The sequence below is a fragment of the Devosia elaeis genome, assembly GCF_001650025.1.
Classification (GTDB): domain Bacteria; phylum Pseudomonadota; class Alphaproteobacteria; order Rhizobiales; family Devosiaceae; genus Devosia; species Devosia elaeis.
Window position 1 is genome coordinate 13,323 of record NZ_LVVY01000074.1, and the last position, 22,737, is coordinate 36,059.

A 22,737-nucleotide genomic window follows, 5' to 3' on the forward strand; every position below is an offset into this window, starting at 1 on the left:
GGAGCGATATGAATTTTGGTTCCCGAGGGCGGGCCCGCGGCAGCCGGCGCGGCGCGCTATTACAGGCTGTCGATGACCTGGCGTTGCTTCAGCATTTCCAGGAAGATGCGGTAATCGCGGGAGAAGCGTTCCTGCGCCTGGGGATCGGGCGCGCGGCTGGTGCCGCCCTGGTGCATGGCAAGGCAGGCGCTTTCGAGGCTGGGATAAAGGCCGGCGGCATTGGCGGCGATCATGGCCATGCCGAGCAGCGTGGCATCGGGCGTCTTCGGCTCGATCACGGTGCAGCCGGTGGCGTCGGCGTAAAGCTCCATCAGCAATGGATTTTTCGTGTGTCCGCCGATGATGTGGAGATGATCGATGGCGTAATTGCCCTGCCGCATCGTGTCCAGGATATGGCGGATGCCCAGGACGATGCCGATGCAGGTGCGCCAATAGAGCCGGCAGAGGCTGTCGAAATCGCTGTCCAGGGTGAGGCCGGAAATGACGCCCAGGGCGTTGGGATCGGCGAGGGGGGAGCGATTGCCGTGAAAATCGGGCAGGACATGGAGGCGTTCGGCCAGGGCCGGGCCTTCAATCTCGCGCAATTGCAGGACGCGGTCGCAGATGGTGCGATGGCGTTCGGCACTCGGCTCGCCCCCGGCCGCATGCCAGCGCACGATATGGTCGAGCAGGGCGCCGGAGGCCGATTGGCCCCCTTCGAGTTGCCAGAAGCCGTCGAGAATGGTGCCGAGATGCGGACCCCAAATGCCTTTCATTCCAACATCTTGGGTCGACATGGCCATGACGCAGCTCGATGTGCCGGCGATGAGGGCGCAATGGCGGTTCATCCGGGCGGGATCGGCGGTCAGCGGGCCGAGTTCGGCCAGGGCGCCGGCATAGGCATCGACGACGCCGGTGCCGACGCGGCAGGAGGGGGTGAGGCCGAGCTGGGCGGCGGCCTCGGCGGTAAGGGGGCCGAGATCGGCGCCGACGGGAGAGGCTTTTTCGGGCAAGTCGGCCTTGTCGATCAGGTCTTCAAGGCCGACTTCGGCGAGAAAATCAGCTTTCCAGCCAATGGCTTGGTGCGGAACATAAGTCCATTTGGTGGCGAGGGTGCATTGCGAGCGGGCCAGCGAGCCGGTGGCTTTCCAGGAGAGGAAGTCGGCCAGGTCGAACATCATGCCGGCGCGGGCCCAGCTCTGCGGCAGGTGGCGCTTGAGCCACATCAGCTTGGGCACTTCCATTTCCGGGGACATGACGCCGCCGATATAATCGAGCACTTCATGGCCGGTGGCGGTGCACTCCTCTGCCTCGGCGAGGGCGCGATGATCGAGCCAAACGATTGTATCCCAACGATTTTCGCCGTTGCGGGCGACGGAAACCGGCTGGCCCTGCGGGTCGAGGACGACGAGGGAGCAGGTGGCGTCGAAGGCTATGCCGGCGACGTCGGCCGGGGCCGCCTCCGCCTTTGCCATGGCGCCGCGGACGGCCTGGCAGACGGCGGACCAGATCTGGGTGCTGTCATGCTCGGCGAAATTGGCGTCTTCGCGCCGCATCGAAATGGGATTTTCGTGACGCCCCAGTAACTTACCAGAGCGCGTGAACACGCCTGCCCGGGCGCTGCCCGTTCCGACATCCACTCCCACCAGGAGGTCTTGCGCCACGCCGGCCTCTCTTGTTCGGTCCGGCGCGGACCATAGCCGAAGCCATCAAGAGGGGCTAGAGGCGGCCTGCGAGATAGGCTTCGAGCGTCGCGGCCGTGCCGTTTTTCCAAAGGAAATTCAGGCACTTGGTGAAAGTTTCCGTGAAAGCGGGCGCCTTGGCGAGGTCGCCATAGATGTCGGCCATCTCCAGCCAGGCGGCAGGATTGTCCTTCGCTTTCCGGGCCTGGGCGGTCAGCCGATCCCAGCTTGGATCGTTGGGTTCGATGACTGCGCCGCTATCGGTGGTGCCGTAGCAATATCGGCACCAGAATGCTGACACCAGGGCCAATCCGGTGAGCAGACTGTTAGCGTTGACCCTGTCCATAGCGCTCGGAATGATGAACTTTGGCTGACGATTGGAGCCATCGAGCGCGAGTCGACGGATCGTGTCGCCGATCTTGGGATTAGCGAAGCGTTTTTCGCACATGGCGAAGTAGGCGCCGAGGTCGGTATCGGGCACCGGGGGCACGATGGGGATGATCTCCTCGGTCTCGACCTTTTTGAGGAAGGCGGAGACGAGGGGGTGCTCCATGGCCTCATGGACGAAGTGGATGTCGAGCAACCCGGCCGGATAGGCAATGGTGGCGTGGCCGCCATTGAGGATGCGGATCTTCATGTGCTCGTAGGGCGCGACATCGAGCACGAATTGCACCCCGACCTGTTCCAGTGCCGGGCGACCGGCGGGGAAATTGTCTTCGAGCACCCATTGCTTGAAGCTCTCGCAGAAGACCGGCCAGGCATCGTCGATGCCGAACCGCTCGGCGAGAAGATTTTTCTCGCGTTCCGAGGTGGCGGGGGTGATGCGGTCGACCATGCCATTGGGGAAGGCAACCGAAGACTTGACCCATTCGGCGAGGGCCGGATCGATCAGGGCGGCGAGGCCGGCGACGGCGTTCCGGGTGACGTGGCCATTGCCGGGGATATTGTCGCAGCTCATTACGGTGAAGGGCGCGATGCCGGCTTCGCGGCGCTTGACCAGCCCGGCGAGGATGAGGCCGAAGGCGGTTTTGGGCGTGGCGAAGTTCGCCGCATCCCAGGCGATATCGGGATGGGTGGGATCGAATTTCTGGCTGGCCGGATCGATGTAATAGCCGCCCTCGGTGATGGTCAGCGAGACAATGCGGATGGCGGGATCGGTCAGTGCGGCGATGACGGCCTGGCTGTCGCCGGGCTCGATGTAATCGACCATGGCGCCAGTGATGTGGGCGGCGCTGGTGTCGGCCTCCTGCTCGACCACGGAGGTGAGCCAATCCTGCTGGCGCAGGGCATCGCGCATGGCGGCGTCGGTGGCGCGGGTGCCGGCGCCGATAATGGCCCAGTCCCGACCCTCGCCGCGATTGAACAGGGCATCGAGATAGACCGCCTGATGGGCACGATGGAAATTGCCGACGCCGAAATGGACGATGCCGGGGGTGAGATCGGCGCGACTGTATGAGGGCGTGGCGGCGGTTTGGATGGCGGGCAGGGCGGCGATGGAGAGTTGGGTCATAGTGCGGAGCTCGATGCGAGGGCGGTCGGCTCCCTCCCCCCATGAGGGGGAGGGTTGGGGTGGGGGGTGGTGCCGTGGACGCTGAATTTCAGGCGCACTAGACGGTGGACCCCCTCCCCAGCTTTGCTACGGCCCGTTGGCCCTAGCGTCGCTACCCTCCCCTCAAGGGGGAGGGTGGGCAGAACCGATAGTTGGGTGCCCTGCATCATCAGATCGCCTGGCCCGCCGCGTCGAATTTGTAGATGCGGTTGGGGTCGGGGGTGAGCCAGACCTTGTCGCCATGGGTGAAGGTCTGGTCGCCGTCGGTGCGCACGGTGAGGAGGCCGAAATCGGTCTGGACGTGGAGGAAGGTATCGGAGCCCAATTGCTCGGAGACGTTGACCACGCCCTGCCAGGCGCCTTCGCTGGTGGAGAGGCGAATGTGCTCGGGGCGGACGCCGATGGAATGGGCATCGTGCTTCCCCGCTTCGGCGCCGTCGATGAAGTTCATCCGGGGCGAGCCGATGAAGCCGGCGACGAAGCGATTAGCGGGCTTCCTGTAGAGATCGAGCGGGGAGCCGAACTGTTCGACATTGCCGGCATTGAGCACGACGATCCGGTCGGCCATGGTCATGGCTTCGACCTGGTCGTGGGTGACGTAGATCATGGTGGTCTTGAGCTGCTGGTGCAGCTCGGTGATTTCCAGCCGCATGTTGACGCGCAGGGCCGCGTCGAGGTTGGACAGGGGTTCGTCGAAGAGGAAGGCCTTGGGCTCGCGCACGATGGCGCGGCCGATGGCGACGCGCTGGCGCTGGCCACCGGACAGGGCGCGGGGCTTGCGATCGAGATAGGAGGCGAGGTTGAGGGTGCGGGCAGCGTAATCGACCTTGCGGTCGATTTCGGCCTGAGGGGTCTTCGCCATCTTGAGGGGGAAGGCGATGTTGTCGCGCACGCTCATATGCGGATAGAGCGCATAGGACTGGAACACCATGGCGAGGCCCCGCCTTGCGGGCGGCGCATCGGTGACGTCCTGGCCATCGAGCCTGATATGGCCGGAGGTGGTGTCCTCGAGGCCGGCGATGAGGCGCAGCAATGTCGACTTGCCGCAGCCGGAGGGGCCGACAAAGACGACGAATTCGCCATCGTTGATCTCGAGCGAAATATCCGGAATGACCTGGACGTCGCCGAAGGACTTGTTGACGTGGGAGAGGGAGATGGAGCCCATGGTTTAGTCCTCCGAAGAGATGAAATAGAGCGCTGCGGGTGACGCCTGCGCCTCCCTCCCCCTTGAGGGGAGGGAATGAGGGTGGGGGTTCAGGAAGACTGGCGAGCGCCGGACTCGTTGTGAGGCCGGAACCCCCACCCCTTCCCCTCCCCTCAAGGGGGAGGGGTACACAGGAGCCGCGGCATTGGTGACTGTTCGCATCACTTCACCGCCCCAAAGGTCAGGCCGCGCACAAGCTGCTTCTGGCTGAACCAGCCGAGCAGCAGGATGGGGGCGATGGCCAGGAGCGAGGCGGCGGAGAGTTTGGCGAGGAAGAGGCCTTGCGGTGAGGAGAACGAGGAGATGAAGGCCGTCAGCGTGCCGGCGCGGCCGGAGGTGAGCGTGATGGTCCAGAAGGCCTCGTTCCAGGCGAGAATGACGTTGAGCAGCAGCGTCGAGGCGATGCCGGGAATGGCCATGGGCACGAGGACATGGGTGATTTCGTTCCAGAGTTCGGCCCCGTCCATGCGGGCGGCTTCGAGGATATCGACCGGGATTTCCTTGAAATAGGTGTAGAGCATCCAGATGATGATCGGCAGGTTGATCAGCGTCATGATCAGGGTGAGGCCGTGCAGCGTGTCGAGCAGGCGCAGGTCGCGGAAGATCAGGTAGATCGGGATCAGGACGCCGACGGCGGGCATCATCTTGGTGGAGAGCATCCACATCAGGATGTCTTTCGTCCGCTTGGTGGGGGCGAAGGCCATGGACCAGGCGGCGGGAATGGCGATCACCAGGCCGAGCAGGGTGGAGCCGAAGGAGACGATGATCGAATTGGTGGCGTGCTTGATATAGTCGGAACGATCCTGCACGGCGCCGAAATTTTCCAGCGTGAAGGTTTCCGGCAGGAAGGTCGGCGGGGCGGCGATGGCCTCGGCCTCGGTCTTGAAGGCCGTGAGGATGGTCCAGAGGATCGGCGAGAACAGCAGCAGGGCGATGGCCCAGGCGAGGATGGTGAAGCCGATGCGGGTGGAAGTGGGGACGCGGCGGGCCATGTTCAGCTCCTGACGCTGGAGGGGAGCGCTGTCTTACCTCTCCCTTTGGGGGAGAGGTCGGCGCGCAGCGACGGGTGAGGGGGCCTTGCCCACGCGTCGGTTTTGGGGAAGGCCCCCTCACCCGCCCCAAGGGGGGCGACCTCTCCCCCGAAGGGAGAGGTGAAGAGGGGCCGGCGCTCGCTGGACCTACGCATCCAAATTCCTCCCCACGGCGCGCATCAGGAAGATGGCGACGATGTTGGCGATGATGACGGCGATGACGCCGCCGGCGGAGCCGGCGCCGATGTCGTTGCTGAGGATGCCGGTGCGGAAGACGAGGAAGGCGATATTGGTGGAGGCATAGCCCGGCCCGCCGCCAGTGGTGACGCGGATTTCGGCGAAGATGCCGAGCAGGAAGATGGTCTGGATGAGAATGACGATGGTGATCGCCCGGGCCATGTGCGGCAGGATGATGTAGCGGAAACGGTTGAGCGCGTTGGCGCCGTCCATTTCGGCGGCCTCGCGCTGTTCCTCGGAAAGCGATTGCAGGGCGGTCAGCAGGATCAGGGTCGCAAAGGGCAGCCATTGCCAGGCGACGATGACGATAACCGAAAACAGCGGATATTGATTGAACCAGTCCACCGGCTGGAGGCCGAAGGCCTTCCAGAGATGGCCGAGCATGCCATAGCCGGGATGCATGAAGCCGTTCTTCCAGATCAGCGCCGCGACCGGCGGCATGACGAAGAAGGGCGAGATGACCAGGATGCGCAATATGCCCTGGCCCCAGATGGGCTGATCGAGCAGGAGCGCGAGGAAGGTGCCGCCAATGACGGTGATCAGCAGCACGCCGCCGACCAGGAACAGGGTATTGAGCAGCGCCTGGGTGAAGCTGGGATCGCCGATGACATAGACATAATTGGCCCAGCCGGCGAAGCCGGTCATCATCGGGTTGATGAGGCTGTAATTCTGGAAGCTGAACCACAGGGTCATGGCCAGCGGCACGGCCATCCAGATGAACAGCACGATGACGGCGGGGGCCATCATGGTGCGGGCGAGGGTTCGGGTTTGTCTGGTGGCCATGTTATCTCGCCATTGCCGGATGCTGGGGCTCTTTCCCCCCTCCCCCTTGGGGGGAGGGCCGGGGTGGGGGTGGTTCAGTGGATACCTGACGGACCCCCACCTTCAATCCCTCCCCACAAGGGGGAGGGAGGCGATGGAGCCGTTTGATCTGTACGAAACCAAATTCAAAAGCACCCGGCTGGCTGAGGGTCACCCAGCCGGGCGTAGGTCTTTGGAGAGCTACTTAATGTACCCGGCGCGGGTCATGTCGCGGGTGGTGGCGTCCTGGGCCTGGGCCAGGGCGTCATCGGCGGACATCTGGCCGGCCAGGGCGGCCGAGAAGAGCTGGCCGACATTGGTGCCGATGCCGGCGAATTCCGGAATGGCCACGAATTGCACGCCGGTATAGGGGACCGGCTCGACCGTGGGCGCATTGGGATCGGCGGCATTGATGGAATCCAGCGTCATCTTGGCGAAGGGGGCTGCGGCCTGGTAATCCGGATTCTCGTAGAGCGAAGTGCGCGTGCCCGGGGGTACGTTGGCCCAGCCTTCGTTTTCGGCGACCAGGGCGAGATAATCCTTGCTGGTGGCCCAATTGATGAATTGCTCGGCGGCCTCGGCATTCTGCGAGGAAGCCGGGATGGCCAGCGACCAGGCCCAGAGCCAATTGCCGCGCTTGCCCAGGCCATTGTCCGGGGCGAGGGCGAAGCCGACCTTGTCGGCCACGGTGGAATCATCGGGATTGGTGACGAAGGAGGCGGCGACGGTGGCGTCGATCCACATGCCGCACTTGCCCTGCTGGAACAGGGTCAGGTTTTCGTTGAAGCCATTGGAGGAGGCGCCGGAGGGGCCGGCATCGGCCATCAGGGCGAGATAGGTATCGAGGGTATTCTTCCACTCGGGCTGATCGAACTGGGGCACCCAGTTTTCGTCAAACCAGCGGGCGCCGAAGGAATTGGACATGGCGGTGAGGAAGGCCATGTTCTCGCCCCAGCCGGCCTTGCCGCGCAGGCAGATGCCGTTGATGTCGGCGTCGCGGTCGGTCATGGCGCGGGCGGCTTCGCCGATAAATTCCCAAGTGGGGGCTTCGGGCATTTCGAGGCCGGCGGCCTCCATCAGATCGGTGCGATACATGATGAAGGAGCTCTCGCCGTAGAAGGGCGCGGCATAGAGCTTGCCATCGACGGAGAGGCCGCCGCGAATGGCGGGGAGCAGGTCGTCGACATCGTATTCGGCATCGGCGCTGAGCCCGTCGAGCGGCTTCAGCCAGTTCTGGCGCGCCCAGATCGGCGCTTCATAGGTGCCGATGGTCATGATGTCGTATTGGCCGCCATTGGTGGCGATGTCGGTGGTGACGTTCTGGCGCAGGGTGTTTTCTTCCAGCACGACCCAGTTGAGCGCGATGCCGGTTTCTTCGGTGAAGGCGCTGGACAGGCCCTGCATGCGGATCATGTCGCCATTGTTCACCGTGGCGATGGTGAGCGTCTGGGCCGAGGCCGACGCGGTCAGGGCAAGCAGAGCTGCGCCCGCGAAAAGGGGTGTCAGTTTCATCAATATCCTCCCAAGGGCCGAAGCGAGCAATTGCTTTGGCTGTGGGCAGATGTTCACCAAACTGACGCGGTTCGTCAAGCGGGATGATCGCGGAATCTGTGCGGTACGTGCGTCAGAGGGCGTGATTGGGTGGGCGGATGCTCGGTGGAGTGGCAGATTTTTCGCGTGAGGAAGGGCCCTCGGGTCAAGCCCGAGGGTGACGATCCGTGGGTGGGAGGGTGGCGATCTGTGGGGCGGCGGCGGTGGGGGAGCCGAGTGGCGGCCGTCAGGCGAGCAGCAATTGGGCGGTGCGTTCGTCGGTGATGAGGCCGTTGGCGAGGCGGCGCTGCAGGGCGGCGCGGATGGCGGGGGCCTTGCGTTCGCCCATGGCGATGGCGATGACGCGGCCGGTTTCGCGCGAGGGCAGGGGCGCGGAGGCGACGCGGTCGTTGATGAGGCCTTCGATGAGGCGTCCCTGGGCATCGAAGCACCAGCCGCAAATCTCGCCGACGGCGCCGGCCTTTTGCAGAGCCTTCTGCTCGGCCTCGGTGAGGAAGCCGTCGAGCAGGAGCGGGGCGTCGGAGCCGAGATGGCCGATGCCGACGAAGCTGATATTGGCGCGGGCGGCCAGTTCGAGGGTGGAGCGGATCATCGGCTGGGCATGGAGCAGTTCGCGCTCGCGGGCCGAGGAGGCGATGACCGGCAGGGGCATGGGGAAGGAGCGCGCCTTGACCGTGTCGGCGACGTTGAAGATGACGTTGTAGAAGGCCGCCGAGCCGTCTGGCGCGATATTGCCGGTGAGCGAGACCACCTTGTGGTGCGGGCATTCCATGGGCTGGAGCTGTTCGACGGCCGCCTTGAGGGTGCGGCCGGTGCCGATGGCGATGATCTGGGGTTCGGAAAGGCGCAGGGTGCGCTCGATCTCGGCGGCGCCGGCTTCGGCAATGCCGATCGTGGTGGAGGCGCTGGCGGGATCGGAGGGCACGATCTCGCAATGGTCGAGGGCGAATCGGGCGCGCAGGCGCTCGGCGAGGTCGAGGCAATGGCCGATGGGGTGATCGAGACGGACCTTGATCAGGCCCTCGCTGACCGACAGGGAGACCAGGCGCTGCGCCGATTGACGGGAAATGCCCATCTTGGCGGCGATCTCCTCCTGGGTATTGCCGGCGACGTAATAGAGCCAGCCGGCCCGCGCGGCATCGTCCAGACGGGTGGCAGAATTGTCCTGTCGCGCGGCCATGAAATCCCCTCGGGCGTTTCGCGCGATTATTCGGATCGTGCCCGCGACCGCAAGGGGCTTTGCCGCGCCGGACCCGGGGCGGGCACATTGCCCATATTGCTCAAGGCGGTGCCGATGTCGCGCTCGGTATTCCGCAAATGCAGGCGCATGGCCTCGGCGGCAGCGCGGGAATTGCCGGCGCGGATGGCATCGAGAATGCGCTGGTGATGCTCGATCGTGTCGGCCAGGCTGTGGCCGCGGCTGGCATGGCCCTGGCGGCTGATCTGGATGCCGTTGCGCAGCGGGCCGGCCATGGCCTCGAACAGGTAGCCAAGGATGCGATTGCCGCTGGCCAGGGCCACGGCCTCGTGGAAGCCGACATCGAAATCGTGGAACCGCGCCTCGCCTTCGGCGCCGGAGGCCGCCTCGGCGTCGCGCATGCCCTGCAGGGCATTTTCGATGGCGGCGATGCCGGCGCGGCTGGCGCGCTTGGCCGCGAGGGTGGCGGCCTGCACTTCGAGGGACAGGCGCACCTCGATGAGATCGAACAGGCCCTTGGAATCGTTGTGCAGCACCGAGAGCAGGAAATCGGCAAAGGCGGCGCCATCGGGCTCGCGCACGACGGCCCGCTTGCCGCGCGCCAGTTCGACCAGTCCGCGCCCGGCCAGGAGCTTGACCGCCTCGCGCACGGTGAGGCGGCTGACGGCATAATGGCCGGCCAGTTCCGCCTCGCTGGGCAGGCTGGTGCCAGGGGCCATGCTGGTCAGGATCGTGTCTGCCAGATCGTCGGCCACCGCATTGGCGGCGCTGGACCGATCGGGCCGGATATCGCCGGTCTTAATGTTTCGCCTCCCTAAAGGTATCAGATACCTTTTCGTTATTCGGGGCCATTGTCCAGCCCGCTTTCGTGTCTTTGCCGCCGCTCGGCGCGACCATAGACCTGCGGTAACAGCCGTGCAACCGGGCTCCGTTTTTTCTTCTAGATTCGAAAAAATGTGCGACGGCGAGAGATGACGCTTTACACGCCTATCTGATTATTTTAGCGTCCGGGCTCATGGGCTGGGAGGGTTCATGACGGCGCAAAGCCGTTGGTGCCGGAGGATTTCATGCGGTTTGGAATGGTGATGCGGCGCGCGGCGCCGACCCATCGCAATGCGGTGTCGCGTTGCGGCCGCCTGAGCTGATCCTCGCCCGGGCCAGATAAAATCATCTCGAATATCAAAGGGAGTCGAGACGTGAAGCTTTTCAAATCGATCATGGCGGTGCTCACCGCCGGTGCGCTGATGTCCAGCGCCGCCAGCGCCGTGCTGGCCCAGGACAAGGGCGCGGTGGGCATTGCCATGCCGACCCAGTCATCGCTGCGCTGGATCTCGGACGGCAACGAGCTCAAGGCCGCGCTGGAAGGCATGGGCTATTCGGTCGACCTGCAATATGCGGAAGACGACATTCCCAACCAGCTGGCCCAGATCGAAAACATGGTCACCAAGGGCGTGGACGCGCTGGTGATCGCTTCGATCGACGGCACCACGCTGAGCGCCGTGCTGCAGCAGGCCGCCGACCAGGGCGTCAAGGTGGTGGCCTATGACCGCCTGATCCGCGACAGCGCCAATGTCGATTATTACACCACCTTCGACAATTTCCAGGTGGGCGTGCTGCAGGCCAATTCGCTGGTGAAGGGCCTCGAAGAGCGCTTCCCCGACGACAAGCCGTGGAACGTGGAATTGTTCGGCGGCTCGCCGGACGACAACAATGCCTTCTTCTTCTATGACGGCGCCATGGCCGTGCTGCAGCCGCTGATCGACAGCGGCGACATCGTGGTCAAGTCCGGCCAGCAGGGCATGGACGTGGTCGGCACGCTGCGCTGGGACGGCGCGGTGGCCCAAGCCCGCATGGACAATATCCTGTCGGCCAATTACTCGGACGGCAGCCGGGTGCATGGCGTTCTGGCCCCCTATGACGGGCTCTCGCGCGGCATCATCTCGTCGCTGCGCGGCGTGGGCTATGGCTCGGGCGACCTGTCCTGGCCGATCATCACCGGCCAGGACGCCGAAGTCCCCTCGGTCAAGGCGATCATTGCCGGCGAACAGTATTCGACCGTGTTCAAGGACACGCGCGAACTGGCCCAGTACACCGCGCAGCTGCTCGACACCGTTCTGTCGGGCCAGGAGCCGGGCGGGCTGGACACCGAGACCTATGACAATGGCGTCAAGGTCGTCCCCTCGATCCTGCTGACCCCCTATGAGGTCGACGCGACCAATTACGAGGAACGCGTCGTCGCTTCGGGCTATATCAAGGCCGAAGAACTGCAGTAATAATCTGCAACGATCGGGAGGGCCTCGCGATCAGCGGGGCCCTTTCGACGATAAATTCGGGGTGCAGAAGCTTAGGTTCCTGCGCCCCCTCCCCCTTGAGGGGAGGGCCGGGGTGGGGGTGGTTCAGTGGAATGCTGATGGACCCCCTCCCTCATTCCCTCCCCTCAAGGGGGAGGGATGCGACGGAGCCGCCATTTCTGTCGATGGTGATCACTCTCGAGGGTGATGATCTGGTGTGGCGGGGCGGCCAAGGGTCTATCGAAGTTAGGACCAGCATGACCAAGACCATTCTGGAGATGCGCGGCATCACCAAGACCTTTCCCGGCGTCAAGGCGTTGCAGGACGTCAACCTGGATGTGCGGGAAGGGGAAATCCACGCCATATGCGGCGAGAACGGGGCCGGCAAATCCACCCTGATGAAGGTGTTGAGCGGTGTCTATCCGCACGGCTCCTATGAGGGCGAGATCATCTATTTGGGCGAGGAGCAGCATTTCCGCTCCATCCGCGACAGCGAGCACAAGGGCATCGTCATCATCCACCAGGAGCTGGCGCTGGTGCCGCTGCTGTCGATCGCCGAGAACATCTTCCTCGGCAACGAACAGGCCAAGACCGGGGTGATCGACTGGGACGAGACCCGCGACGGGGCGCGCAAGCTGCTCTCCATGGTGGGGCTGAACGAAGATCCCGATACGCTGATCACCAATATCGGGGTGGGCAAGCAGCAGCTTGTCGAGATCGCCAAGGCGCTCTCCAAGCAGGTGCAATTGCTGATCCTGGACGAGCCGACCGCCTCGCTTTCCGAAAAGGACAGCGCGGCGCTGCTCGAATTGCTGCTCGAGTTCAAGAAGCAGGGCATTACCTCGATCATCATCAGCCACAAGCTGAACGAAATCTCGCGCATCGCCGACCGGGTGACCGTGATCCGCGACGGCCGCACCATCGAGACGATGGACAAGGCCGATATCACCGAAGACCGCATCATCACCTCGATGGTGGGCCGCGCCCTGGATGACCGCTACCCGGCCCGCAGCCCCAATGTGGGCGAGGTGGTGCTGGAGGTGAAGAACTGGAACGTGTTCCATCCTCAGCATCGGGACCGGCAGGTGATCCGCGATGTCGATATCGTGCTGCGCAAGGGCGAAGTGGTGGGCATTGCCGGGCTGATGGGCTCGGGGCGCACCGAATTCGCCATGAGCCTGTTCGGCAAGTCCTATGGCCAGAAAATCTCGGGCGAGGTGCGGCTCAACGGGCAGAAGGTGGATACGTCCAGCGTCGACAAGGCGATCCGGCACGGCATCGCCTATGCCACCGAGGACCGCAAGACCTATGGCCTCAACCTCATCGACCACATCAAGAACAATACGACCATCGCCAATCTGCGCGGCGTGTCGCGCTGGGGCGTGATCGACGATCTGGCCGAGCTCGACGTGGCCAATGATTACCGCAGGAAGACCAATATCCGCTCCTCGAGCGTCTATCAGGTGGCGGGGAACCTGTCGGGCGGCAACCAGCAGAAGGTGGTGCTCTCCAAATGGCTCTATGCCAATCCGGACGTGCTGATCCTGGACGAGCCGACGCGCGGCATCGACGTGGGCGCGAAATATGAAATCTATACGATCATCAACCAGCTCGCCGCGCAGGGCAAGGCGATCCTGGTGATCTCGTCGGAAATGCCGGAACTGCTCGGCATTACCGACCGCCTCTATGTAATGAACGAGGGCCGCATCGTGGGCGAAATGCCGACCAGCGAGGCGAGCCAGGAAAAGATCATGCGCTCCATCGTGCGCGCTGAAGGAAAGGCATCATGACGACCGAAACTGTACCGACCGGAGCCCCGGCCGATCAGGCCAAGAGCCACGAATTGTCCCTGATCGGGGCATTGCGCGCCAATATGCGCGATTATGGCCTGCTGCTGGCGCTCATCCTCATCATGCTGTTCTTCCAGTATTTCACCAATGGCGTGCTGTTCAAGCCGGTGAACCTGACCAATATCATCCTGCAGAATTCCTATATCATCGTCATGGCGCTGGGCATGCTGCTGGTGATCGTGGCGGGCCATATCGACCTTTCGGTGGGCTCGGTGTCCGGTTTCATCGGGGCGCTGGCGGCCATGCTGATGGTGGGCTGGCGCTTTCCGCCGGAACTGGCTTTCCTGGCCAATCCCATCGTCGCCGGAGCGATATGCCTGGTGGCCGGGGCGGCCATCGGAGCGGCGCAGGGCTATCTCATCGCCTATCACCGCATCCCGGCCTTCATCGTGACGCTGGCCGGCATGCTGATCTTCAAGGGGTTGTCGCTGGCCATCCTGGCCGGCAAGTCGGTGGGCCCGTTCCCGGCCGAATTCCAGCTGCTCTCGGCCGGGTTCATCCCCGACGTGATCGGGCCGACCACCATGCCCTGGCTGGCCGAGAACGGGCAGAACGTGGTGCTGCACACCACTACGATGGTGATCGCTATCGCCGCCGTGGTCGCCATGGTGTTCTTTTCCATCCGCACCCGGGCGCGGCGCAAGATGCGCGGCTATGACGTGGAGCCGTTCAGCCTGTTCGTGGTCAAGAACGTGGTGATCGCGGCTTTGGTGCTGTTCTTCGCCTATATGCTGGCCTCCTATCGCGGCCTGCCCAATGTGCTGGTGGTGATGGGCGTGCTGATCGCGGGCTTCGTGTTCCTGACCAAGCGCATGACCTTCGGCCGTCGCATCTATGCGCTGGGCGGCAATCTCAAGGCGGCGGCGCTTTCGGGCATCAAGACCGAGCGGACCACGTTCTACATCTTCGCCATCATGGGCGCGCTGGCGGCGCTGGCCGGCATGATCTATGCCGCCCGTCTCAATTCGGCGACGCCGAAGGCGGGGCAGGGGCTGGAGCTGGACGTGATCGCGGCCGTGTTCATCGGCGGCGCCTCGGCTTTGGGCGGCGTGGGCCAGGTGGCCGGCGCGGTGATCGGCGCCTTCATCATGGGCGTGATGAACAACGGCATGTCGATCATGGGCGTCAATATCGACTGGCAGCAGATGATCAAGGGCGTGGTGCTGCTGGCCGCCGTGTTCTTCGACCTCTACAACAAGAACAAATCGGCCTGAGATTTCGGGCTGGTGCGTATAGGGCCGCCGGGGAAACCCGGCGGCCTTTTTTGTTTTGGGGGAAGGGTGGGGCTGATCAGGCGGTGGCGGCGCCTGCCATCTGCAAATGGCCGTCATGCAGAAACCAGAAACGGCTGAACAGGCCGAGATCGAGCGGATTGGGCAGGCGGATATCGGCCGGCCCGGGCATAGGCGCGTCGGCCGGGTCGAACGTGCGGTCGATCTGGCAGATGAAGACGACGATCAGCCCGCGCTGGCGGGCGAAAGCGGCGAGGGTTTCCACCTGTTGCTGGAGCGGCGGATGGGTGCGCTTCTGGTCGAGCAATTGCAGATAATCGACGACGATCAGCGTGTGGGGCGGGGCAGAGGCCAGGCGCTGGATGAGGTGATCGGCGCTGATATGGTCGGAACAATCGACATTGAGATCGGTGGCGTGACGGGAGAGGTCGGCGGGCAGCGCAGAGAGCGCCCCGGATATGTCGCGCGGCGTATAGTCGAGCGAGAAGAAATGAGCCGAGTTGCCGACGGCGATGGCCGCGAGGGCCAGGCGCAGGGCCAGGACGGTCTTGCCCTGGTGCGGACGCGCGGCGATCAGCACCAGCTCGCCGGGCAGGAGCATGGCATGGAGCCGGGCCGGATCATGGGCCTGCCGCCTATGGCGGGATGCGAGCAGGCTCCAGCTCGCGAAGCCCTCGGCGATGGCCACGCGGTCGAGCGCGGCATGAAGGGGAATGGCCTGGTCGCGGGCCTGCATCCTGGCAGCGCGCTTGAGGCGGTGGATGGGGGCGGAAAGTCGCATCGAATTGCTCCAGTCGTTCCGGCTTGGGCAATCCCTCCTTTTGCCGTCGCACGACGGGATGGTTCGATGGAACGATGATCCTGCAGGAGGGCTGCTTTCCCGGCGGAGGGGGGAGGCGTGGACCGCGCCGGAAGGATGCTAGCTGATTCTGCCGGCCCGGCGCGAGCGGGTTGGGTCAGGGTGAGGGCTTGACGGGTGGCGGGGCTTTATGTGTAACTAATGAAGTTACGAATTCTGACGGAGAGGTCCATGGCGCAGTTTGCTTTCGATGCGCATGCGGCGGCGGGTTATGTGGAGCGGCCGCCGCGGCAGGTGCCGGGATTGGAGGGGCTGCACAAGATGGCCGCCCTGCTGCTGGGCGAATATGTGCCGGCGGACGGGCGGGTGCTGGTGCTGGGCGCGGGCGGCGGGCTGGAGCTCAAGGCCCTGGCCGAGGCGCAGGCGGGCTGGCATTTTCACGGGGTGGATCCCTCGGCGGACATGCTGGCGCTGGCGCGGCAGGTGGTCGGGCCGCTGGCGCGCCGGATCGACTTGCAGCAGGGCTATATCGCGGACGCGCCCGAGGGGCCGTTCGACGGGGCGGTCTGCCTCCTTACCTTTCATTTCATCGGCCGGGCGCAGCGGCTGGAGACGCTGCGGCACTTGCGGAGCCGGCTGCGGCCCGGAGCGCCGCTGATCCTGGCCCATATCAGTTTTTCGCAGGAGGAGCCGGAGCGCTCGCGCTGGATCGCGCGGCATGCGGGCTTCGCCGAGGGGCGGACGGCCAGCGGCGCGGCGCTGGACCGGGCGCTGGGGACCATGGGCACGCAACTGACCATCCTGCCACCTGAGGAAGAAGAGGCGATGCTGGCCGAGGCGGGGTTCGAGGGGATCAGCCTCTTTTATGCCGGGTTGAGCTTTCGTGGCTGGGTGGCCTACGCGGGCTAGTGCGCCGCCTCGCCCCGGCAGCAGGCTTCGATATTGTTGCCATCGGGATCGAGCACGAAGGCGCCGTAATAATCGCCGGCGCCCTGGCGCGGGCCGGGCGCGCCATTGTCCCTGCCGCCATGGGCCAGGGCGGCCTGGTAAAAGGCCTGGACCATGGCCTTGCTCTCGGCGCGAAAGGCGACGTGCATCTGGTTGATGCCGGCGCGCGAGCCCTCGATCCAATAGGAGGGGCGGGTGGTGCCGACCCAGAGATAGGGAATGGGCTCCTCGGCGCTCTTGCCGAACAGGAAGGCTTCGGGGCCGTTATCGGCGGTCTGCAGGCCGAACGCCGTGGCGATGGCGTCGTAGAAACGGCGGGCCCGGGCGAGATCGGTGACGACGATGCCGGTATGATCGAACATGATGCTCCTCCGGATTGGGCGCAGGAGGAATGTCGGGAGGCGAGGATTGTTCCGGCAGCTCTGACGGCGCCCCGGAAGACCTCATGGTGAGCTTGTCGAACCACGAGGTCGGGAACGTTGCCGCTTTTGGGTGCCACGACCTCGTCCTTCGACAGGCTCAGGATGAGGTCTACTGTGAGGTCTGCTGCTGGACCTGTTGAGGGGTCAGCTTTCCACTTCCGCGTTGGGGCGGGCGCCCCATTCGGACCAGGAGCCGTCATAGATTGCGACGTCCCGGGCGCCGGCCTGTTCGAGGGCGAGGGCGAGGGTGACGGCGGTGATGCCGGAGCCGCAGGAGGTGATGATCGGCCTCGCAAGATCGACGCCACGCTCGGAAAAGAGGCTGCGCAAGGCCTCGGGCGATTTGAGGATGCCGTTTTCGGAGAGGAGACCCACCGGGACGTTGAGGCTGTTGGGGATGTGGCCGGATTTGAGGCCGGGGCGCGGTTCGGGCACTTCGGCGTGGAAGCGCGGGGCGGGGCGAGCATCGACGATCTGGGCAGCGCCATCGCGGGAGCGGGCGGCGACCTTGTCGAAATCGACGGCGGCGGCGGCATCGAAGCGGGGCCGGAAGGTCGCGGGCGCGCGCTCGACCAGGCCGGTCTCGATGGGGCGGCGTTCGGCGCGCCAGCGGGGGCCTCCGCCTTCGAGGATGACGACGTCGCCAGCCCCGAAGGTGCGGAAGGTCCACCAGACGCGCGGGGCGCTGAACAGGCCCACTTCGTCATAGACGACGATCTTCATGTCCTCCGAAATGCCCAGGGCGCCGACGGCGCGAGCGAAATCGGCGGGGGCGGGGAGCATGTGGGGCAGGTCGGTATCGGTGTCGGCAATGCCGTCGATATCGAAGAAGACCGCGCCGGGAATATGCCCATCCAGATATTCGGCCTGGGCATTGCGGGCGGCATTGGGCATGTGCCAGCTGGCATCGACCACAACGAGGCCGGGATCGTGCAGATGGTCGGCCAGCCAGGCCGGCGTGACGAAGGGAGAGATCATTTGCGCTTGCTCCTTGGCCGCGACCTCTCATGGGTAGCGCCGGGGACGGCGTGCGGGCAAGCGCTATTGCGAAAGGGCCCCAGCTCTTTCACCCGCTCAGGGGGAGGCGGGGCCGGAGCTTTCGCGCAGCACCAGTTCAACCGGCCAGAGTTCGTGCACGTCCTCGGCCGGCTTGCCGGCCAGGACCTGGGCGATCAATTCGGCGATACGGGTGCCGGCCTGGCGGATCGAGGAGCGCGTGGTCGACATGGTCGGGTACATGTTGTCGGCGTTGAGATAGGGAAAGACGTCGTCATGAGCGATCATGGAGACGTCCCGGCCCAGCTCCAGCCCGGCCTGGCGAATGGCGCGGAAAATGCCGAGCGCCGTCATCATCGAGCCGGCGAGGAAGGCGGTGGGTCGGGGGCGCAATTCGAGCATGGACTGGGCCATGCGGAAGGCGATTTCGTCGGTGAAGGCGGTATTGACGATGAGCGCTGAATCGAAGGGGACGCCCCGCGCCGAGAGGGCGGCGAGATAGCCGATCTCGCGATGCTGGGAAAAGGTGCGGCCCTTGAGGCCGTTGAACAGGGCAATGCGCCTGTGGCCCAGATCGAGGAGATGGCCGGTGGCGCGCTCCAGGGCGCCGGTATTGTCGATATCGAGCCAGGCGACGGGATGGCCGATATTGGTGCGGCCATGCAGGACGAAGGGGATTTTCAGATCGAGCAGCAATTCGGCGCGCTCGTCCTTGAGGGTAGGCGAATGCAGCACGACCGCATCCACCTTCTGGCTGGCGGCAAGGCGCCGATAGGCGGCCAGCTCCTCCTGCTGGCTGGCCACGGTGGTCACCAGGACGTCGATCTCGCGATTGGCCATATAGGCGCCGACACCGGAAAGGAATTCCGACATATGCGGCCCCAGCTCGTCGGCGCCGCGCAGAACCAGGCCGATGGCGCCGGCGCGGCCGGTGGCCAGGCGCAGGGCACTGGCATTGGGCCGATAGCCCAGCGCGCTTGCCGCCTCCGCGACCCGCCGGCGCGTGGCTTCGTTCACTTCCGGATAGCCGTTCAGCGCACGGCTCACCGTGGTCTGCGACAGGCCGAGATGCTCGGCAAGATCTTTCAGTCTCATAGCGGCTTTCGGCCCGGATGGTTCGTCGCTCCGGTGCGCCATGCCAGCCGCCTGGCCCCAGCATAAACCGGCTCGTCCTTGCCATTAGGGCAGGCGGGGTCCTTTGAACAGGGCTGGCCGCCATCTCCTCCAAACATCATTCAAAGCGATTTCAAATTTTGTGACAAGAGGGGGAAATCGTTTCAAATTCTTGAGGTACGTACATCATGCGGCGATTGGGCGATTTTAACCACTTTTCGGGGCGCGTTCTGCTAAGTGCCTGTTCAATATGTGCTATTTGCAGGTAGGGCCGGAATTTCCTAAATTTGTCGGCATGCGCCGCTTGACAGGAAATGGCGTCTCTGGTTCCCTTTCCTTCAAAGCGCTTTAAAACTGACCGGTCAACGGATCAGGCGGGGTGCTTTTCATGGGAGGGGGCCTGGCCAAGCGCAGCGTCGCGCAAGGCCGTTTCAGCGCGCCTTCCCGAACCGCGAATCTTTCGGGAGGATTTCCTATGACTCTGAAGAAGCTGCTCGTCGGGATGATGGCGAGCGTGACGCTGGTGGCCGGTGCGGCCCAGGCCGCCGAACTGGCGATCGTCTCGGGCGATACCGGTACGGGCCTGGCGTTCCTGCGCAGCCAGCTCGACAAGTTCGAAGCCGAAACCGGCCATACGGTGACCGTGGTGCCGATGCCCTCGTCGACCTCCGACCAGTTCGGCCAGTACCGCCTGTGGCTCGCCGCCGGCAATACCGATATCGACGTGTACCAGACCGACGTGATCTGGGCTCCGCAGCTGGCCGACCAGTTCCTTGACCTGACCGAGGCGGCCGCCGATATCGTCGACCAGCACTTCCCCTCGATCATCGAATCCCAGACGGTGGACGGCAAGCTCGTGGCGCTGCCGGCCTTCACCGACGCGCCCGCCCTGTTCTACCGCACGGACCTGTTGGAAAAGTACGGCAAGTCCGTGCCGACCACCTGGGCCGAGCTCGAAGAGACCGCCAAGGAAATCATGGATGGCGAGCGGGCCGAAGGCAACCAGGACATGTGGGGCTTCGTGTTCCAGGGCAATGCCTATGAAGGGCTGACCTGCAATGCGCTGGAATGGGTCATGTCCAATGGCGGCGGCCAGATCGTGGAAGCAGACGGCACCATCTCGATCAACAACGAGAATGCCGCCGCGGCCGTCGACCGCGCCGCGGGCTGGATCGGCACGATCTCTCCGGAAGGCAATCTGGCCTATCAGGAAGAAGAAAGCCGCGGCGTCTGGCAGCTCGGCAATTCGGTGTTCATGCGCAACTGGCCCTATGCCTATGCGCTGGGCAATGGCGACGATTCCGGGGTGAAGGACAAGTTCGACGTCGCGCCGCTTCCCGCCGGTGACGGCGAGGGCGCCCGCTCGGCGGCGACCCTGGGCGGCTGGAACGTCGCGGTTTCCAAGTACTCGACCGATCCGGAAGCGGCCATCGAGCTGGCCAAGTTCCTGGCCTCGCCCGAAGTGCAGAAGGAACGCGCCATCAACCAGTCGAACCTGCCGACCATCGAGGCGCTCTATGACGACGCCGACGTGCTCGAGGCTTCGCCCTTCATGGCCAACTGGAAGGAAATCTTCCAGAACGCGGTGCCGCGTCCCTCCGCTCCGACCAAGACCGATTACAACGAGGTCTCCTCGCTGTTCTGGAGCGCGGTCCACAACACCCTTTCGGGCAATGGCACGGCTGCCGAGAATCTCGAACTTCTCGAAGCCGACCTGACCGATCTCAAGGGCAGCGGCTGGTAAGTCCTCGCCAGTCGCCCGAAAAGCCCCTCCCGGTTCGCGCCGGGAGGGGTTTGTGATCAGGAGATACGGCCGATCTGGTGCCGTGCGTTCCGGATCAGGTCCGTTTGATGGAAGCGGTTCTATCGCTCCCTCCCCCTTGAGGGGAGGGTCGGGGAGGGGGTGGTTCAGCGATCCACTGATGGACCCCCACCCTCAATCCCTCCCCTCAAGGGGAGGGAGGCGAAGGAACGGCCGTTCCGCGAAGAATAAATCGTCCAGAGCGACGACCCGGCAGGGGAAGCAAATGACGACAGAGACCATGTCGACCGCGATGGCCGCGCCCAGGCGCGCGGAGCGGTCGGAACTGATGAAGCAGCGCGTGGCCGCGGCCCGCTGGTTCCTTCTGCCGATGATGGCGGCCTTGGCGGTGGTGGCCGGGTGGCCGTTGCTGCGATCCATCTGGTTTTCCTTCACCGATGCGTCGCTGACCGACCTCTACGGGTCCGAATTCATCGGTTTCGGCAATTACCTGCGCTGGACGGTGCTGGAAAGCGGCACGGTGCGCTATCGGGGCCTGCTGGTCGATCCGGCCTGGTGGAATGCGGTATGGAACACGCTGCGTTTCGCGGTGATCTCGGTGAGCGTGGAAGCCGTGCTCGGCATGATCGTGGCCCTGGTGCTCAATGCCGAATTCAAGGGGCGCGGCATCGTGCGCGCCGCCATTCTCATTCCCTGGGCCATTCCGACCATCGTTTCGGCCCGCATGTGGGGCTGGATGCTGAACGACCAGTTCGGCATCATCAACGATATTCTGCTCAATCTGGGGCTGATCAGCTCCAAGATCGCCTGGACGGCGAGCCCGGACACGGCGATGACCGCGGTGCTGATCGTCGATATCTGGAAGACGACGCCGTTCATGGCGCTGCTCATCCTGGCGGGCCTGCAGATGATCCCCAAGGATATCTACGAGGCCGCCGAAATCGACGGCGTGCATCCGATCAAGCAGTTCTTCAGGATCACGCTGCCGCTGGTGCGGCCGGCGCTGATGGTGGCGATCATCTTCCGCCTGCTCGACGCGCTGCGCATCTTCGACCTCATCTATGTGCTGACGCCCAATAGCGTCGCCACCAAGACCATGAGCGTGCTGGCGCGCGAAAACCTCTTCGACTTCGACAATTTCGCCTATGGTTCGGCGATGTCGACGCTGCTGTTCCTGATCATCGCACTGATGACCATCCTCTATATCTGGCTGGGTCGTGTGCGCTTCGACGGGGGAGACCGGTAATGGGCGCGACTTTCGATCTCTGGAAATTCACCAAGAGCGTGCTGTTCTACGCGCTGGTCGCGGTCATCGTGGTGGTCTCGGTGTTCCCGTTCTACTACGCGATCCTGACCAGCTTCAAATCCGGCACGGACCTGTTCCGCGTCACCTATTGGCCGACCAATATTTCCTGGAACAATTATGTCCAGGTGTTCACCCAGGGCAGCTTCGTGCAGAACCTGCTCAACTCGATCTTCGTGGCCACCGTGACGGTGCTGCTGGCGCTGTTCCTGGCGGTCACGGCCAGTTTCGCGCTGTCCCGCGTGCGGTTCGCGGGGCGGGGCCTGTTGCTGATGACGATCCTGGCGGTGTCGATGTTCCCGCAGATCGCGGTGCTGGCCGGCCTGTTCGAGGTCATCCGCATGCTGGGCATCTACAATACGCCCTGGGCGCTGATCTTCTCCTATACGATCTTCACGCTGCCGTTCACCGTGTGGGTATTGACCACCTTCATGCGCGAATTGCCGGTGGAAATCGAGGAAGCGGCGATCGTGGATGGCGCGTCGCCCTGGGTCATCATCACGCGGGTATTCATGCCGCTGATGTGGCCGGCTTTGGTGACCACGGGTCTCTTGGCCTTTATCGGCGCCTGGAACGAATTCCTCTTCGCGCTGACCTTCACCTCGTCCAATGCGACACGCACCGTGCCGGTGGCCATCGCGCTGCTCTCGGGCGGGTCGCAGTTCGAAATTCCGTGGGGCATCATCATGGCGGCTTCGGTGGTGGTCACCGTGCCGCTGGTGGTGCTGGTGCTCATCTTCCAGCGCAAGATCGTGTCGGGCCTGACGGCCGGCGGCGTCAAAGGCTAAG

Annotated in this window: 20 protein-coding genes; 7 read left to right on the forward strand and 13 right to left on the reverse strand. The window is 64.3% G+C overall.

Annotated elements, in window-relative coordinates; translation table 11 throughout:
* Positions 1-59: 59 nt before the first annotated feature.
* The 9 genes from A3840_RS07450 to A3840_RS19405 all read right to left on the reverse strand — a co-directional run bounded on the left by A3840_RS07450 (position 60) and on the right by A3840_RS19405 (position 10,451).
* A complete protein-coding gene (locus tag A3840_RS07450; protein ID WP_067454217.1) occupies positions 60-1,643 on the reverse strand; it encodes an FGGY-family carbohydrate kinase in 1,584 nt (527 codons plus the stop codon).
* A 55-nt stretch (positions 1,644-1,698) separates the two neighbouring features.
* Positions 1,699-3,171, reverse strand: coding sequence for a mannitol dehydrogenase family protein (locus tag A3840_RS07455; protein ID WP_067454220.1), 1,473 nt, complete (start codon positions 3,169-3,171; stop codon positions 1,699-1,701).
* Between the two features lie 208 nt (positions 3,172-3,379).
* Entirely contained in the window at positions 3,380-4,375 is a 996-nt protein-coding gene (locus A3840_RS07460; RefSeq protein ID WP_067454224.1) for an ABC transporter ATP-binding protein, read from the reverse strand.
* A 200-nt stretch (positions 4,376-4,575) separates the two neighbouring features.
* Positions 4,576-5,406, reverse strand: coding sequence for a carbohydrate ABC transporter permease (locus A3840_RS07465; protein WP_067454227.1), 831 nt, complete (start codon positions 5,404-5,406; stop codon positions 4,576-4,578).
* 186 nt (positions 5,407-5,592) lie between these two features.
* Positions 5,593-6,465: a carbohydrate ABC transporter permease gene (locus A3840_RS07470; RefSeq protein WP_067454228.1), complete on the reverse strand. Its 873-nt coding sequence runs from the start codon at positions 6,463-6,465 to the stop codon at positions 5,593-5,595.
* 219 nt (positions 6,466-6,684) lie between these two features.
* On the reverse strand, positions 6,685-7,995 hold the full coding sequence (locus A3840_RS07475) for an ABC transporter substrate-binding protein (protein WP_067454231.1): 1,311 nt from the start codon (positions 7,993-7,995) through the stop codon (positions 6,685-6,687).
* A 265-nt stretch (positions 7,996-8,260) separates the two neighbouring features.
* The gene (locus tag A3840_RS07480) at positions 8,261-9,214 is read right to left on the reverse strand and encodes a sugar-binding transcriptional regulator (RefSeq protein ID WP_067454233.1); all 954 of its coding nucleotides are present in this window, start codon (positions 9,212-9,214) and stop codon (positions 8,261-8,263) included.
* A gap of 26 nt (positions 9,215-9,240) precedes the next feature.
* Complete coding sequence (locus tag A3840_RS07485) at positions 9,241-9,987, reverse strand: FadR/GntR family transcriptional regulator (RefSeq protein ID WP_067454236.1); 747 nt, start codon at positions 9,985-9,987, stop codon at positions 9,241-9,243.
* A gap of 275 nt (positions 9,988-10,262) precedes the next feature.
* Positions 10,263-10,451 carry a hypothetical protein gene (locus tag A3840_RS19405; protein ID WP_131798271.1) on the reverse strand — a complete coding sequence of 63 codons (189 nt, stop codon included), beginning with the start codon at positions 10,449-10,451 and terminating at the stop codon, positions 10,263-10,265.
* On the opposite strand from A3840_RS19405, the gene chvE reads away from it, so the two are divergent.
* From chvE to mmsB, 3 genes are all read left to right on the forward strand, one after another.
* On the forward strand, positions 10,429-11,505 hold the full coding sequence (gene chvE / locus A3840_RS07490; protein ID WP_109442297.1) for a multiple monosaccharide ABC transporter substrate-binding protein: 1,077 nt from the start codon (positions 10,429-10,431) through the stop codon (positions 11,503-11,505). The two genes, A3840_RS19405 and chvE, sit on opposite strands and share 23 nt — an antisense overlap.
* A 275-nt stretch (positions 11,506-11,780) precedes the next feature.
* On the forward strand, positions 11,781-13,313 hold the full coding sequence (gene mmsA / locus A3840_RS07495; RefSeq protein ID WP_067454471.1) for a multiple monosaccharide ABC transporter ATP-binding protein: 1,533 nt from the start codon (positions 11,781-11,783) through the stop codon (positions 13,311-13,313).
* Positions 13,310-14,587: a multiple monosaccharide ABC transporter permease gene (mmsB, locus tag A3840_RS07500; RefSeq protein ID WP_067454239.1), complete on the forward strand. Its 1,278-nt coding sequence runs from the start codon at positions 13,310-13,312 to the stop codon at positions 14,585-14,587. The genes mmsA and mmsB overlap by 4 nt, the downstream gene beginning before the upstream one ends.
* 76 nt (positions 14,588-14,663) lie before the next feature.
* Here the strand turns inward: mmsB and A3840_RS07505 are convergent, their stop codons facing one another.
* A complete protein-coding gene (locus A3840_RS07505) occupies positions 14,664-15,386 on the reverse strand; it encodes a DNA helicase (protein ID WP_067454243.1) in 723 nt (240 codons plus the stop codon).
* A gap of 249 nt (positions 15,387-15,635) precedes the next feature.
* Between A3840_RS07505 and A3840_RS07510 the strand changes: the two genes are divergently transcribed.
* A complete protein-coding gene (locus A3840_RS07510; protein ID WP_067454246.1) occupies positions 15,636-16,313 on the forward strand; it encodes a class I SAM-dependent methyltransferase in 678 nt (225 codons plus the stop codon).
* On the opposite strand, the gene A3840_RS07515 is transcribed toward A3840_RS07510, so the two are convergent.
* From A3840_RS07515 to A3840_RS07525, 3 genes are all read right to left on the reverse strand, one after another.
* Positions 16,310-16,714: a VOC family protein gene (locus A3840_RS07515; protein WP_067454249.1), complete on the reverse strand. Its 405-nt coding sequence runs from the start codon at positions 16,712-16,714 to the stop codon at positions 16,310-16,312. The genes A3840_RS07510 and A3840_RS07515 overlap by 4 nt on opposite strands.
* Positions 16,715-16,918: 204 nt before the next feature.
* Positions 16,919-17,752: a 3-mercaptopyruvate sulfurtransferase gene (gene sseA, locus A3840_RS07520; protein ID WP_067454252.1), complete on the reverse strand. Its 834-nt coding sequence runs from the start codon at positions 17,750-17,752 to the stop codon at positions 16,919-16,921.
* A gap of 96 nt (positions 17,753-17,848) precedes the next feature.
* Positions 17,849-18,865, reverse strand: coding sequence for a substrate-binding domain-containing protein (locus A3840_RS07525; protein WP_067454256.1), 1,017 nt, complete (start codon positions 18,863-18,865; stop codon positions 17,849-17,851).
* A gap of 493 nt (positions 18,866-19,358) precedes the next feature.
* Here A3840_RS07525 and A3840_RS07530 point away from each other — a divergent pair, with 493 nt between their 5' ends.
* From A3840_RS07530 to A3840_RS07540, 3 genes are all read left to right on the forward strand, one after another.
* Positions 19,359-20,627, forward strand: a complete 1,269-nt coding sequence (locus A3840_RS07530; protein ID WP_067454259.1) for an ABC transporter substrate-binding protein — start codon at positions 19,359-19,361, stop codon at positions 20,625-20,627.
* Positions 20,628-20,910: 283 nt separating this feature from the next.
* Positions 20,911-21,891, forward strand: coding sequence for a carbohydrate ABC transporter permease (locus A3840_RS07535; protein ID WP_067454262.1), 981 nt, complete (start codon positions 20,911-20,913; stop codon positions 21,889-21,891).
* Complete coding sequence (locus A3840_RS07540; protein ID WP_067454264.1) at positions 21,891-22,736, forward strand: carbohydrate ABC transporter permease; 846 nt, start codon at positions 21,891-21,893, stop codon at positions 22,734-22,736. Before A3840_RS07535 ends, A3840_RS07540 begins: the two co-directional genes overlap by 1 nt.
* Position 22,737 lies beyond the last annotated feature (1 nt).